We start from the raw sequence: 16249 nt of genomic DNA on the forward strand, positions 1-16249 counted from the left end.
CAGGAACCACAGCCGCTGCTGCGCGAAGGAGAGGGGCGCTTCGTCGCCCCGGGCGATGGCGCCCGGCGGAGGCAGGGCGGTGCCTTCCGCGGCCTGCAAGGCTTCCTCCACGCGGAGGGCGAGGCGGTAGAGCGTGGGCGCCTCGAAGAGGACGCGCAGGGGCAGTTCGACGCTGAATGCGGAGCGGATCCGAGAGACGAGCTGCGTGGCGAGGAGTGAGTGGCCGCCCAATTCGAAGAAGTGGTCGGTGGCGCCGACGCGGGGCACGCGCAGCACCTGGACCCAGAGGGCCGCGAGCTTCTCCTCGGTGGGGTTGCGCGGGGCGACGTACTCGGCGGCGGAGACCGGCGCCTCCGGGGCCGGCAGGGCCTTGCGGTCCACCTTGCCACTGGGCGTTAGCGGCAGGGAGTCCAGCACCACGAAAGCGGAGGGCACCATGTACTCCGGTAGCTTCTCGTGCAGCCGCGAGCGCAGTGCTGAGACGTCCACCGTCTCCGCGTCGCTGCGGCATGCCACGTAGGCCACCAGCCGCTTGTCGCCCGCCGCGTCCTCACGGGCCACCACCACCGCCTGGCGCACGCCAGGGTGCTGCTCCAGCGAGGCCTCAATCTCCCCCAGTTCGATGCGCAGGCCGCGCACCTTCACCTGGAAGTCTGCGCGGCCCACGTACTCGATGGCACCGTCGGGCAACCAGCGGGCCACGTCGCTCGTGCGGTAGAGCCGCGCGCCCGGCGTGTCGCTGAAGCCGTCCGGGATGAAGCGCTCGGCCGTCAGCTCCGGGCGTCCCAAGTAGCCGCGTCCCACCTGCACGCCGCCGATGAAGAGCTCTCCTGGAACGCCCACGGGCACGGGTTCCAGGCGGGAGTCCAGCAGACGGATTTGGGTATTGGCCACGGGCCGGCCAATGGGCACCGAGCGGCGCGACTCCCCCGGCTGGCACTGGTGGAAGGTGACGTCGACGGCGGCCTCGGTGGGTCCGTAGAGGTTGTGCAGTCCGGCCCAGGGCAGCCGCCGCAGGCAGCGCTCTGCAAGTTCCACCGGGAGGGCCTCACCGCTGCACACCACGCGACGCAGCGACGTGCAGGACTCCAGCCCCGGCTCCTCCAGGAACACCTGGAGCATGGAGGGCACGAAGTGCAGCGTGGTGACGCCCGCCTCGGAGATGAGACGCGCCAAGTAGGCGGGCTCCTGGTGTCCACCGGGCTTGGCGACAACGAGGCGCGCGCCCGTCATGAGGGGCCAGAAGAACTCCCAGACGGAGACGTCGAAGCTGAAAGGCGTCTTCTGCAGGACGACGTCCGAAGGGCCCAGGTCGTAGGCGGACTGCATCCACAGCAGGCGATTCACCACGGGCCCATGAGCATTCATGGCGCCCTTGGGACGGCCGGTGGAGCCAGAGGTGAAGATGACGTAGGCCAGACCGTCGGCGGTGGCACGCGGCGGCGGGGCGTGGCGGGGCTGGAGCGCGATGGCTTCCCACTGCGTGTCGATGCACAGCACCCGGGCCTCGTGCGCGGGCAGGCGCGAGAGCAGGTGCTCCTGAGCCAGCAGGACCGCAGGGCGCGCGTCCTCCAGCATCCAGGTGAGGCGTTGGACGGGGTAGGCGGGGTCGAAGGGGACGTAGGCGCCGCCGGCCTTGAGCGTGGCGAGCAGGGCGACGACGAGCTCCAGGGAGCGCTCCAGCAGGAGTCCGACGCGGACCTCGGGCCCCACACCCTGCGCGATGAGGGCATGCGCGAGCTGATTGGCCCGCGCGTCCAGCTCCCGGTACGTGAGCGTGCGGCCCTCGAACTCAAGTGCCACCGCATCCGGCGTGCGCTCCACCTGTGCTTCGATGCACTGGTGGATGGATGCTTCGGCGGGGAACGACGACCGCGTGTCGTTCCACCGCACCAGCACCTGGTGAAGCTCGTCCTGGGAGAGCATGGACGCGGAGGCGAGCGACGCCTCCGGATGGGAGACGAGCGCTTCGACGAGCGACACGAAGTGCCGTGCCATGCGCAGGGCCGTGGCGGGAGCGAAGAGGTCGGTGTTGAAGCCGAGCGCGCCGTCGAAGCCGTTCGGCGTCTCGAAGAGGAACAGCTCCAGCTCGGCCTTGACGTTGTGGCCCTCCAACTCCAGGCCGCGCAGGGAGAGCCCTGGGAGCTGGAGCGAAGGCATGGACGTGTTCTGCAGGGCGAAGAGGGCCTGGAAGAGCGGGGGGCGCGTCAGGTCGCGCTGGGGCCGCAGCGCCTCGACGAGGCGCTCGAAGGGGATGTCCTGGTGGGCATACGCGCCCAGGGAAGCCTCACGCACCTGCTGGATCAACTGACGGAAGGAACCGCCAGAAGAGACCTGTGAGCGAAGGACGAGCGTGTTGACGAAGAAGCCGATCAGGCTCTCCGTCTCCGCGTGGGTGCGGCCCGCGATGGGCGTGCCGACGCTGATGTCCTCCTGGCCGGAGTAGCGCGAGAGGAGCACCTGGAAGGCCGCCATCAAGAGCATGAACGGAGTGACCGCTTCACACTGGGCAAGGGCCTTGAGCGCACCCGCGAGCGGCAAGGGCAGCCGCAGCGGCTGCATGCCACCGTGGGACGACTGCACGGCGGGGCGCGGGAAGTCCGTGGGCAGCTCCAGGGGCGCCGCGTCCGCGAGGCGCTGGCGCCAGTAGGAGAGCTGGGCCTCCAGGACGTCGCCTTGCAGCCAGGAGCGCTGCCAGAGGGCGTAGTCGGCGTACTGGACGGGCAGCTCGGGCAGGGGAGAGGGCCGGCCGTCGCAGAAGGCCTGGTAGAGCGCGGCCACCTCGCGGACGAGGACGCCACGGGACCAGCCGTCGGAGACGATGTGGTGCAGGGTGAAGACGAGCACGTGCCCGGTGGGAGCGAGCTTCAGCAGCAGCGCGCGCACGAGGGGACCGGAGGCCAGGTCGAAGGGACGCTGGGCTTCGGTGGAGGCCAGGCGCCGGGCTTCGTCGAGGGCGGACCCGCCCAGGTGGGTGAGGTCCACCGTGGGCAGGGGCAGTTCGCTGGGGGACGCGATGCGCTGGAAGGGCTGACCCTGGGTTTCGGAGAAGGTGGTGCGCAGGGCTTCGTGGCGGCGCACCAGCTCGGTGAGGCTCTGGCGCAGGGCCTCGACGTGCAACTCGCCATCCAGGCGGAGGATGGACGGGATGTTGTAGGTGGAGGCGCCGGGGACGAGCTGATCCAGGAACCACAGGCGCTGCTGCGCGAAGGACAGCGGCAGCTCTCCCGTGCGAGGTGCCGGCACCAGCGGAGGCGCCTGGAAGGCACGGACCTGCCGCGCGGCCTCGATGCGCGGGGCGAGGGCCGCGATGGTGGGGGCTTCGAAGAGCGCGCGCAGCGGCACCTCCACTCCGAAGGCGGCACGGATGCGCGAGACCAGCTGCGTGGCCAGCAGCGAGTGGCCACCCAAGGCGAAGAAGTCCTCCGCGATGCCGACGCGCTCCACGCGTAGCACTTCGGCCCAGAGGGACGCGAGCAGTTCCTCGGTAGGAGTGCTCGGGGAGACGTAGTCCGTGGAAGACGTGGAGGCTTGGGGAACGGGCAGGGCGTTGCGGTCCACCTTGCCATTGGGGGTGAGGGGCAGGGCCTCCAGCACGACGAAGGCGGAGGGCACCATGTACTCGGGCAGCCGCTGCTTGAGCAGAGCACGCACGGAGGCGACGTCGAGAGTGCCCGAGGAAGGAACAACGTAGGCGACGAGGCGCGTGTCGCCAGGGGCGTCCTGGCGGGCCACGACGACGGCTTCGTGAATGGAGGGCAGTGCGCGGAGAACGGTGGCAACTTCACCGGGCTCCACGCGGAAGCCGCGCACCTTCACCTGGAAGTCCACGCGGCCGAGGAACTCCACGCGGCCATCGGAGAGCCAGCGCACGCGGTCGCCCGTGCGGTACATGCGAGCGCCGGGGGCCGGGCTGAAGGGGTCCGGCACGTAGCGCTCGGCCGTGAGGTCGGGACGGGCGAGGTAGCCGCGAGTCACCTGAGCGCCGCCGACGAAGAGCTCGCCCGGGACGCCCAGCGGAGTGGGGCGCAGTGAAGCGTCCAGGACGTAGAGGCGCGAGTGGGCCAAGGGCCAGCCCAGCGGCACGGATGCGGAAGCCGGGTGTGCCGGAGGCAGCTGCACACGGCCGGCAAGGACACCGACGGTCGTCTCGGTGGGGCCGTAGTGGTTGTGCACCTCGCAGTCCGGAGCGAGTGCATGGACGGACTGAAGCAGGGCCCAGGTGGAGGACTCACCGCCGAGCACCAGACGCTTGCGAGGCAGGACGAGGCGAGGCTCGGGAGCGGTGAGCAACGCCGCCAGGTGCGAGGGCACCACCTTCATGCAGTCGATGGGGTGACGCGCGAAGTAGTCGGCGAGGGCCGCGGGGCTGGAGGCGCACTCCTGGGTGAGGACGTGGAGCAGGCCACCCGTGGTGAGGGCAGGGAAGAGGACGGTGTTGCCCAGGTCGGCGACGAAGGTGGAGACGAGGGCAAAGCTTGCGCAGGCCTCCAGGCCAAGGCGCTGAGTCACCGAGTCGACGTAGGTGAAGAGCTGGGAGTGCGCGACGGCGACACCCTTGGGCCTGCCGGTGGAGCCGGAGGTGAAGAGGACGTAGGCGAGGGAGTCCGGATGGGCCTCAACCGGCGGTGCGTCGGTGCGCAGTCGGGAGAGGGCTGCCGCGTCTTCATCGAGGCGAACGACATGCGCGGAAGAGGACTCGAAGGCGGAGGCGAAACGGGCCACCGTCACGACGACGGGCGCGGAGACTTCCTGCACCAGGGACTGCAAGCGCAGGGCAGGTTGTGCCGGGTCCAGCGGCACGTAGGCACCGCCGGCCTTCCAGACGCCCAGCAGGGCGACGACGGTCTCGACGGAGCGCTCCAGGCAGAGGGCAACGCACGAGTCAGTGCCGACGCCAAGCGAGCGCAGGTGCCAGGCCAGTTGGTTGGCGCGCGCGTCCAACTCTCCATACGTGAGCACCTGCCCATCGCACGCCACGGCGGGCGCATTCGGCTGGAGGGCCGCGCGCTGCTCGAAGAGGGAGTGCACGCTGCGAGGCGGGGGAAGCGGTGCCTCGGTGGAGACGAAGTCCTGAAGCAGCTGCTTCCGCTCGGTGTCCGTCAGCAGCGGCAGCTCGCTGACGCGTGAGTCGGGTGAAGCGAGCGCGGCCTTCAGCAGGACGCGCAGGTGCTCCACCATGCGGGAGACGGTGGACGACTCGAACAAGTCCGTGCGGTAGCCCAGGGCTCCAGTGAGCCCCTGGGCCGTCTGCGTCAGGGAGAGCCGTAGATCAAACTTGGTGGATTCGAAGTCCTGTTCCAAGGACCGGAAGGTCAGGCCCGCGAGACTCAGCTCCGTGGCAGGCATGTTCTGCAGCACGAGCATGACCTGGAAGAGAGGCGAGTGACTCAGACTGCGCCGCGGTTGCAGCTCCTCGACGAGCTTCTCGAAGGGCAGGTGCTGGTGCTCGTAGGCGGCCAGGGTGGTGTCGCGCACACGGGCCAAAAGCTGCCGGAACGAAAGCGTGGGCTGCACGTTCGAGCGCAACACGAGGGTGTTGACGAAGAAGCCGATGAGGCCCTCGGTCTCCGCGCGAGTGCGGCCGGCGATGGGCGTACCGACGGAGATGTCCTGCTGGCCGGAGTAGCGCGACAGCAACACCTGGAAGAGGGCCAGCAGGGCCATGAAGGGCGTGACGCCCTCGAGCTGGCAGAAGTCGGACAGCGCCTCTGACAACAACAGAGGCAGGTGCACCGGCAGGGATGCGCCGCGCTGGGTCTGCACGGCGGGACGTGGCTTGTCGGTGGGGAGCTCCAGCAGGGCTGGAGCACCGGAGAGCTGCTGCTTCCAGTAGTCCAGCTGAGCCCCGAGCGCATCGCCTTGCAGCCACGAGCGCTGCCAGACGGCGAAGTCGGCATACTGCAACGGCAGTTCGGGGAGCGGTGAAGGTCTGTCCTGGACGAACGCCGCATAGAGCGCGGCCACCTCGCGCACGAGCACGCCGCGAGACCACCCGTCCGAGACGATGTGGTGCAGCGTCACGAGCAGCACGTGCTGGTGCTCGGCGAGCTTCAGGAGCGAGGCACGCAGCAGCGGGCCCCGGGTGAGGTCGAAGGGGCGCAGCGCTTCCGCGGCAGCGAGCCGCTGCGCTTCCGCCTGACGCGCGTCCTCGGCGAGGTGCTCCAGGTCCATCCGTTCCAGGACGAAGTCCACGGAGGAGTGGATGCGCTGGACGGGCTCGCCCGCTTGCGCGTGGAAGGTGGTGCGCAGGGACTCGTGACGGTGGATGAGCGCGTGGAAGGCTCGCTCCAGGGCGGAGACGTCAGCCGGACCCTCCAGGCGCAGCGCGTACGGCATGTTGTACGTGGCCGTTCCGGGCTGGAGCTGATCCAGGAACCACAGGCGTTGCTGCGCGAAGGACAGCGGCAGCTCTCCCGTGCGAGGAACCGCGACGAGGGGCGGAGCCAGAAGCACGGACGCACGGGCCCTGGCGTCATCGATGTGGCGCGCGAGGCCCGTCAGGGTCGGGGCTTCGAAGACGGAGCGCAGGGGCAGCTCCACGTCGAAAGCCGCGCGCACGCGGGCCACGAGCTGCGTGGCCAACAGCGAGTGACCGCCCAGTTCGAAGAAGTGGTCAGTGGCGCCCACTCGGGGATGGCGCAGCACCTCGGCCCAGAGGGCCGCGAGCTTCTCCTCGGTAGGTGTGCCCGGGGCGACGTACGCGGTGGAGGAGGTGGCTTCAGGAACGGGGAGGGCCTTGCGGTCGACCTTGCCGTTGGGGGTGAGGGGCAGGGCCTCCAGGAAGACGAAGGCGGAGGGCACCATGTACTCGGGCAGCCGCTGCTTCAGGTCTTCGCGGAGTGAGGACACGTCCGTGGAGTCCGCGACGACGTAGGCGACGAGGCGGGCCTCGCCGGGAGAGTCCCTGCGGGCCACGACGACGGCTTCGTGCACGGAGGGAAGTGCGCGAAGCACGGTGGCGACTTCGCCGGGCTCCACGCGGAAGCCGCGCACCTTCACCTGGAAGTCCACGCGGCCGAGGAACTCCACTCGGCCATCGGAGAGCCAGCGCACGCGGTCGCCCGTGCGGTACATGCGAGCGCCGGGGGCCGGGCTGAAGGGGTCCGGCACGTAGCGCTCGGCCGTGAGGTCAGGCCGGGCCAGGTAGCCGCGAGTCACCTGGGCGCCGCCGACGAAGAGCTCGCCCGGGACGCCGAGAGGCGTGGGGCGCAGCGAAGCATCCAGGACGTAGAGGCGCGAGTGGGCCAAGGGCCAGCCCAGGGGCACGGAAGTCGCAGCGAGCTGTTGCGCCCCCCCAGTCGTCCCGGCGAGGAGCACGGCAGTCGACGCGGGCTGCTGCACCCCACCAGTCGTCCCGGCGAGGGGCACGGCCGTCGAGGCGGGCTGTTGCGTTTGGCCGGCGAACGCACCGCCAGTCGTCCCGGTCAGGGGCACGGCAGTCGAAGCGGGCAGCTGCACACGGCCCGCGAGGACACCGACAGTCGTCTCGGTGGGGCCGTAGTGGTTGTGCACCTCGCAGTCGGGAGCGAGTGCATGCACGGACTGAAGCAGGGCCCAGGTGGAGGACTCACCGCCAAGCACGAGGCGCTTGCGAGGCAGGACGTGGCGAGGCTCGGGAGCGGTGAGCAACGCCGCCAGGTGCGAGGGCACCACCTTCATGCAGTCGATGGGGTGACGCGCGAAGTAGTCGGCGAGGGCCGCGGGGCTGGAGGCGCACTCCTGCGTGAGGACGTGCAGGAGCCCACCCGTAGTGAGGGCCGGGAAGAGGACGGTGTTGCCAAGGTCCGCGACGAAGGTGGAGACGAGGGCGAAGCTTGCGCAGGCCTCCAGGCCAAGGCGCTGCGTCACCGAGTCGACGTAGGTGAAAAGCTGCGAGTGCGCGACGGCGACGCCCTTGGGCCTGCCGGTGGAGCCCGAGGTGAAGAGGACGTAGGCAAGAGCGTCCGGATGCGCCTCAACCGGCGGTGCGTCGGTGCGCAGGCGAGAAAGCACGGAGGAGTCCTCATCCAGGCGAACAACGTGCGCGGAAGAGGACTCGAAGGCGGAGGCGTAGCGGGCCACCGTCACGACGACGGGCGCGGAGACTTCCTGCACCAGGGACTGCAAGCGCAACGCAGGTTGTGCCGGGTCCAGCGGCACGTAGGCACCGCCTGTCTTCCAGACGCCCAGCAGGGCGACGACAGTCTCAACGGAGCGCTCCAGGCACAGGGCAACGCACGAGTCGGTGCCGACGCCCAGGGAGCGCAGGTGCCAGGCCAGTTGGTTGGCGCGCGCGTCCAGCTCCCCATAAGTGAGCACCTGTCCGTCGCACGCCACGGCGGGCGCGTCCGGCCGGAGGGCGGCGCGCTGCTCGAAGAGGGAGTGCACGCTGCGAGGCGGAGGAAGCGACGCCTCGGTGGAGACGAAGTCCGTCAGCAGCAGCTTCTTCTCAGCGCTCGTCAGCAGTGGCAGTTCACTGACGCGCGAGTCGGGCGAAGCGAGCGCGGCCTCCAGCAGGACGCGCAGGTGCTCCACCATGCGGGAGACGGTGGACGACTCGAACAGGTCCGTGCGGTAGCCCAGCGTGCCGGTGAGGCCGTGCGGCGTCTGGGAGAGGGACAGGGTGAGGTCGGACTTGGTGGCCTCGAAGTCGCGCGCGAGAGGCTGGAAGGACAGGCCCGACAGACTCAACTCCGAGGCCGGCGCGTTCTGCAGCACGAGCATGACCTGGAAGAGAGGCGAGTGACTCAAGCTGCGCTGCGGTTGCAGTTCCTCGACGAGCTTCTCGAAGGGCAGGTGCTGGTGCTCGTAGGCGGCCAGGGTGGTGTCGCGCACCCGGGCCAGCAGCTGCCGGAACGAAGCCTCCGGCGCGACGTGGGAGCGAAGCACGAGGGTGTTGATGAAGAGGCCGATGAGGCCTTCCGTCTCTCCGCGAGTACGGCCTGCGATGGGCGTACCGACGGCGACGTCCTGCTGGCCGGAGTAGCGCGACAGCAGCACCTGGAAAGCGGCCAGCAGGGCCATGAAGGGCGTGACGCCTTCACGCTGGCAGAAGTCCGTGAGCGTATCGGACAGCGGCAGGTGCACGGGCAGGGACGCACCGCGCTGGGACTGCACGGCGGGACGCGGCTTGTCCGTGGGCAACTCCAGCAGGGCAGGCGCGCCGGTGAGTTGCTGCTTCCAGTACCCCAGCTGCGCCTCCAGCACCTCCCCCTGCAACCACGCGCGCTGCCAGGCAGCGTAGTCCGCGTACTGGACAGGCAGCGGGGCCACGTCCGGCGACCGCCCCTCCCGGAACGCCTCGTAGAAGGCGACAAGCTCGCGCACGAGCACGCCCATGGACCAGCCGTCGGAGACGATGTGGTGCATCGTCAAGAGCAGCACGTGCTCGGTGGCCGCGAGCCTCAACAACTGGACGCGCAGCAGCGGTCCTTGCGCGAGATCGAACGGACGCATGGCCTCCACGGAGGCCAGTCGCCGTGACTCCTCCAGGGCCGCGTCCCCCAGCGCATCCAGGTCCACCACGGACAGGGAGAAGTCGACGGCGGAGTGGATGACCTGGACGGGCTCGGGCTGCCGTGGCGCGAAGGTGGTGCGCAGGGGCTCGTGCCGTTCGATGAGGGCGCGGAAGGCCTGCTCCAGGGCCGCGACGTCCACGACCCCCTGCATCCGCAGGGCGGTGGGAATGTTGTAGGCGAGGCTTCCGGGCTCCAGCTGATCAATCAGCCACAGCCGCTGCTGCGCGAACGACAGCGGCAGGTCCCCGGTGCGAGGCACCGGCGTCAACGCAGGCCCCTCCTCCTCGGAGGCCCGAGGCCCGGCCTCGTCGATGCGACGGGCGAGCGCCGCCAGGGTGGGCGCTTCGAAGAACGTGCGCAGCGGCAGCTCCACGCCGAAGGCCACGAGCACGCGCGAGACGAGCTGGGTGGCCAGCAGCGAGTGCCCGCCCACCTCGAAGAAGTCGTCCTCCGCGCCGATCCGCTCCACGCGGAGCACCTCGGTCCAGAGGGCCGCGAGCTTCTGCTCGGTGGGGGTCGTCGGGGGCACGTACCGTCCGCGCTCCAGCGCGGCCGCGGAGGGGACGGGCAGGGCCGCGCGGTCCACCTTGCCGTTGGGCGTGAGGGGCAGGGCCTCCATCACGACGAAGGCGGTCGGCACCATGTGCCCGGGCAGCTGCTGCTGGAGGTGTGCTCGCAGCGCCGCGGCGTCCAGCGTCGGTCCACCCGCGCCGGAAGGAATGGCGACGTAGGCGACCAGACGCTTGTCGCCGGGCACGTCCTCGCGGGCCATCACCAGCGTCTCGGCGACGCCGGGCAGCCGCTGCAGCGCGGACTCCACCTCGCCCGGCTCGATGCGGAAGCCGCGCACCTTCACCTGGAAGTCGGTGCGGCCCAGGAACTCCAACGTGCCGTCCGCGCGCCAGCGAGCCCTGTCGCCCGTGCGGTAGAGGCGCTCGCCGTGCGAAGAGGTGAAGGCGTTGGGAACGAAGCGCTCGGCGGTGAGGTCGGGGCGGCGCAGATAGCCCCACGCCAGGCCGGCGCCACCGACGAACAGCTCACCGGCCACGCCCACGGGCACGGGTCGCAGGTGGGTGTCCAGCACGTAGACCGTCGACTGCCCGATGGGCTTGCCGATGGGCACCGCATGCCCGACGGCGGACGCCGCGGTCATGATGTGCGCGGTGGAGGCGGTGGTGTTCTCCGTGGGGCCGTAGCCGTTGATGAGCACGGACCCCGGAGCCAGCTTCGCCAGGTGCTGACGGGCGCGCTCGGCGGGCATCACGTCGCCGCCGATCATGAGCTGGGACACCCGCGCCAGGGTCTCTCCCTGGTGGAGCGCCAGCTGCTCGAAGAGCGCGGTGGTGAGGACGACGCTCGTCGGAGCATGGCGGCGGAAGAAGGCCGCGAGCTCCTCCAGCGACAGCGAATGCGGCGGCGCCAGCACCAGCTGCGCCCCGTGCAGCAGGGCGCCCCAGATCTCCATCGTGGAGGCGTCGAAGGCGGTGGGCGCCAGCTGGAAGTAGCGGTGCTCCGGGCCGAAGCGGAAGTAGGACGCGCCGCACACCAACCGCACGACGCCGCGGTGGGGCACCATGACGCCCTTGGGCCGGCCGGTGGAGCCGGAGGTGAACATCACGTAGGCCAGGCTGTCCGCGGACGCGGGCACGCTGGGCGCGTGAGTCGGCTTGCGCGCGAGGAGCGGGGCCTCGTCGTCCAGCAGCAGGGTGGCGCCGAAGAAGGACGGGAGGCTCTGCTCCCAGTCGGAGCGGGTCACCAGCACGGGAGCGCCAGAGTCCTCCAGCAGCATCGCGAGGCGCTCGTGGGGATAGCTCATCTCCAGCGGGACGTAGGCCGCGCCGGCCTTGAGCACGCCGAGGATGGCCACGATGAGGTCGAGCGAGCGTCCCAGGCCCAGCGCCACGCGAGTGCCCGGACGCACGCCCAGGCCGATGAGCGCGTGGGCGAGCTGGTTGGCGCGCTCGTCCAGCTGCCGGTACGTGAGGTGTTCGTCACCGAAGACCACGGCCACCGCGTCCGGCGTCTCGCGCGCCTGCTCCGCGAAGCGCTGGTGGATGGAGGTCTCGTGGGGGAACGGCGACCGCGTGTCGTTCCAGTCGATGAGCAACTGGCGCTGCTCGGCTTCGTCCATGAGCGGCAGCGCGGACAGGGGCTGCCGCACGTCCCGGACGACGGCCTGGAGCAGCGAACGCAGGTGCCCCAGCATGCGCGCGACGGTGGCCTCGTCGAAGAGGGCCGTGCGGTACTCGGCGCTGAGGCGCAGGCCGCGAGCCTCCTCGGACGCGACCAGCGTCAGGTCGAAGCGCGCCACACCGCCATCCACCGGCAACGTGTCCATGCGCAGGCCGGGAAGCGGCACGAGCGACAGGGGCGCGTTCTGCAGGACGAACATCACCTGGAACAGCGGGGAGACGTTCAGCCAGCGCGAAGGCTGGAGCACCTCCACCAGCTTCTCGAAGGGCACGTCCTGGTGCGCGAAGGCGCCAAGGGCGGAGTCATGCACCTGACCCAGCAGTTGGCGGAAGGACGGGTCGCCGGACAGGTCCGAGCGCAGGACGAGCGTGTTGACGAACAGGCCGATGAGGCCTTCGAGCTCGGAGCGAGAGCGGCCCGCGACCGGGGTGCCGACGGCGAGGTCGTCCTGACCGGAGTAGCGCTGGAGCAGGACGTTGAACGCCGCCAGGAGCACGGAGAACAGCGTGCGGCCCTCGCGCAGGGCCACGAGCTTGAGGCGCTGGACGAGCGGGAGGGGCAACAGCAACTCGTAACGAGCCCCCCGGCCATCGGGCTGCGCCTGACGTGGCCGGTCCGTGGGCAGCTCCAGCACGGCGTGCGGATCCAACCGCTGACGCCAGTACGACAGCTGCGCTTCGAGCGCGTCCCCCCGCATCCACTGACGCTGCCACGCGGCATAGTCCGCGTACTGCAAGCGCAGCGGTGTCAGGGCCGGGGCCTGGCCGGACGCGAAGGCCCGGTACAGCTCCGCCACCTCGCGGACGAGCACACCCAGGGACCAGCCGTCGGACACGATGTGGTGGATCGTCAGGAGCAGCAGGTGCTCCTGCTCCTCCAGGACCAAGAGGGCCGCGCGCACCAGGGGGCCGGTGGTGAGCGCGAAGGGGCGAAGGGCCTCGGCGGTGGCGCGGTGGCGTGCCTCGGCTTGACGCTCTTCGTGCGGCAGGGAGCGCAGGTCGGTGAGGTCCAACGTCAGGGCCGACGGCGGCGCGATGATCTGCACGGGGCCTTCGGGCGTGTCGCGGAACGTGGTGCGCAGGGCCTCGTGGCGGTGCATCAGCGCTTCGAGCCCGCGGCGCAGGGACTCGACGTCCAGCGCCCCGGACAGCCGCAGGGCGACGGGCATGTTGTACGTGGCCGTCCCGGGCTCCAGCTGATCAATCAACCACAGCCGCTGCTGGGCGAAGGACAGCGGCGGGGCCTCCCCTCGCGGCACCGGCACCAGGGGCGGCAACCCGGACGCAGCAGGCTCCGACGTGCCGGCCGCGTCGAGGTGCCGCGCGAGGCCTTCCAACGTCGGGGCCTCGAAGACGGTGCGCAGGGCCAGCTCCACGCCGAAGGCCGCGCGCACGCGAGAGACGAGCTGTGTGGCAAGGAGTGAGTGGCCACCCAATTCGAAGAAGTGGTCGGTGGCGCCCACGCGGGGCACGCGCAGCACCTGGGCCCAGAGGGCCGCGAGCTTCTCCTCGGTGGGATTGCGCGGAGCGACGTACTCGGCGGTGGAGACCGGCGCCTCCGGAGCGGGCAGGGCCTTGCGGTCCACCTTGCCACTGGGAGTCAGCGGCAGGGCCTCCAGCACCACGAAGGCGGAGGGCACCATGTACTCCGGCAGCTTTTCGTGCAGCCGCGAGCGCAGTGCGGAGACGTCCACTGTCTCCGAGCCGCTGCGGCATGCCACGTAGGCCACCAGCCGCTTGTCGCCCGCCGAATCCTCGCGGGCCACCACCACCGCCTGGCGCACGCCAGGGTGCTGCTCCAGCGAGGCCTCAATCTCCCCCAGCTCGATGCGCAGGCCGCGCACCTTCACCTGGAAGTCCGCGCGGCCCACGTACTCGATGGCGCCGTCGGGCAACCAGCGCGCCACGTCACCCGTGCGGTACAGCCGCGCACCCGGCGTGTCGCTGAATGCATCCGGGATGAAGCGCTCGGCCGTCAGCTCCGGGCGTCCCAGGTAGCCGCGCCCCACCTGCACACCGCCGATGAAGAGTTCCCCCGGAACGCCCACGGGCACGGGCTCCATGCGGGAGTCCAGCAGGCGAATCTGGGTATTGGCCACGGGCCGGCCAATGGGCACCGAGCGACGAGACTCACCCGGCAGGCACTGGTGGAAGGTGACGTCGACGGCGGCCTCGGTGGGTCCGTAGAGGTTGTGCAGTCCGGCCCAGGGCAGCCTCCGCAGACAACGCTCTGCCAGTTCCACCGGCAGGGCTTCACCGCTGCACACCACGCGACGCAGCGACGTGCAGGACTCCAGCCCCGGCTCCTCCAGGAACACCTGGAGCATGGAGGGCACGAAGTGCAGCGTGGTGACACCAGCCTCGGAGATGAGGCGCGCGAGGTAGGCGGGCTCCTGGTGGCCGCCAGGCTTCGCGACGACAAGACGTGCGCCCGTCATGAGGGGCCAGAAGAACTCCCAGACGGAGACGTCGAAGCTGAAGGGCGTCTTCTGCAGGACGACATCCGAAGGGCCCAGGCCGTAGGCAGACTGCATCCACAGCAGGCGATTCACCACGGGGCCATGAGCATTCATGGCACCCTTGGGGCGGCCCGTGGAGCCGGAGGTGAAGATGACGTAGGCCAGACCGTCGGCGGTGGCGCGCGGCGGCGGAGCATGCCGGGGCTGGCGCGCGATGGCTTCCCACTGCGTGTCCAGGCAGAGCACCCGGGCGTCATGCGCGGGCAGGCGCGAGAGCAGGTGCTCCTGGGCCAGCAGGACGGCGGGACGTGCGTCCTCCAGCATCCAGGTGAGGCGCTGGGCAGGGTAGGCGGGGTCGAAGGGAACGTAGGCGCCGCCGGCCTTGAGCGTGGCGAGCAGTGCGACGACAAGCTCCAGGGAGCGCTCCAGCAGGAGGCCGACGCGGACCTCGGGCCCCACGCCTTGCGCGATGAGGGCGTGGGCGAGCTGATTGGCCCGCGCGTCCAGCTCCCGGTACGTCAGCGTGCGGCCCTCGAACTCAAGTGCCACCGCATCCGGCGTGCGCTCCACCTGCGCCTCGATGAGGCCATGCAGCGTGGCATCGCGCGGGAAGTCGGTCGCCGTCGCGTTCCAGTCCGCCAGCACCCGACGTTGCTCGGGCTCCTCCATGAGCGGCAGCGCGGACACCCGCTGCCCGGCGTCCACGGTGACGGCCTGGAGCACCGAACGCAGGTGGCCCAGCATGCGCGCGACGGTGGCCTCGTCGAAGAGGGCCGTGCGGTACTCCGCGATGAGGCGCAGGCCGCGAGCCTCTTCGGTGGCGATGAGCGTCAGGTCGAACCGGGCCGCGCCCGCGTCCACGGGCTGTGCGTCCATGCGCAGGCCGGGGAGGGGAGGAAGGGAGAGCGGCGCGTTCTGCAGGACGAACATCACCTGGAACAGCGGTGACACGTTCAGCCGGCGCGAGGGCTGGAGCACCTCCACCAGCTTCTCGAAGGACACGTCCTGGTGCGCGAAGGCGCCAAGGGCGGAGTCATGCACCTGGCTCAGCAGTTGGCGGAAGGACGGGTCGCCGGACAGGTCCGAGCGCAGGACGAGCGTGTTGACGAACAGGCCGATGAGGCCTTCGAGCTCGGAGCGGGAGCGGCCCGCGACGGGAGTGCCGACGGCGAGGTCGTCCTGGCCGGAGTAGCGCTGGAGCAGGACGTTGAACGCCGCCAGGAGCACGGAGAACAGCGTGCGGCCTTCGCGCAGGCCCAACTCCTTGAGCCCCTGGGTGAGCGCCGGGGGCAGGACGATGGAGTGGCGAGCCCCCTGGACGTCCATGTTCGCGGGGCGCGGACGGTCCGAGGGCAGCTCCAGCACCGCGTGCGGATCCAACCGCTGGCGCCAGTACGACAGCTGCGCTTCGAGCGCGTCCCCCTGCGCTCCCTGCCGCTGCCACGCGGCATAGTCCGCGTACTGCAGGGGCAGGGCCTTCAGGGACGGCGGCTGGCCGGACGCGAAGGCCTGGTACAGCTCCGCCACCTCGCGGACCAGCACGCCCATGGACCAGCCGTCGGACACGATGTGGTGGACCGTGACGAGCAGCAGGTGCGCGTCCTCGGAGAGCCGGTAGCGCACCGCGCGCAGCAGCGGCCCCCGCTCCAGGTCGAACGGCACGCGGACGTCCTCGCGCACACGGCGCAAGGCCTCGGGTTCACGCTGGGCCTCCAGCAGGCTCCCCAGGTCCACCTCCGCGATGGACAGCTCCAGGTCCGGCGCGACCTGCTGGAGCGGCCGGCCCTCGTGCTCCGGGAAGGTGGTGCGCAGCGCGTCGTGGCGGTCCACGACGGCCTGGAAGGCTCGGGAGAGCGCCACCGGGTCGAGCTGCCCGGAGAGGCGCACGGTGACGGCCATGTGGAGCGCAGCGTTGCCGGGCGACAGCCGCTCCTGCAGCCACATGCGCTCCTGCCCGAAGGAGGCGGCCACGCGGGTGGACGGACGGATCTTTCCACGCAGCAGTTCGGCCAGCCGCGAGCGCTTGTCATCAGAGGGGAGGGTCATGTTGGCGCCAGCTCCTTCGTGTCGCACGGACGGGCGCCGACTCCTCCTGTGG

General features: G+C 70.6%; 1 protein-coding gene. It reads right to left on the reverse strand.

Features of this window, described 5'->3' with window-relative positions; all coding sequences use genetic code 11:
- Positions 1 to 16197, reverse strand: a 16197-nt coding sequence (locus tag AABA78_RS38185; RefSeq protein WP_338270449.1) for a non-ribosomal peptide synthase/polyketide synthase, incomplete at its 3' end; no start/stop codon positions are given.
- Positions 16198 to 16249: the final 52 nt, after the last annotated feature.

The organism is Corallococcus caeni, from assembly GCF_036245865.1.
GTDB lineage: Bacteria > Myxococcota > Myxococcia > Myxococcales > Myxococcaceae > Corallococcus > Corallococcus caeni.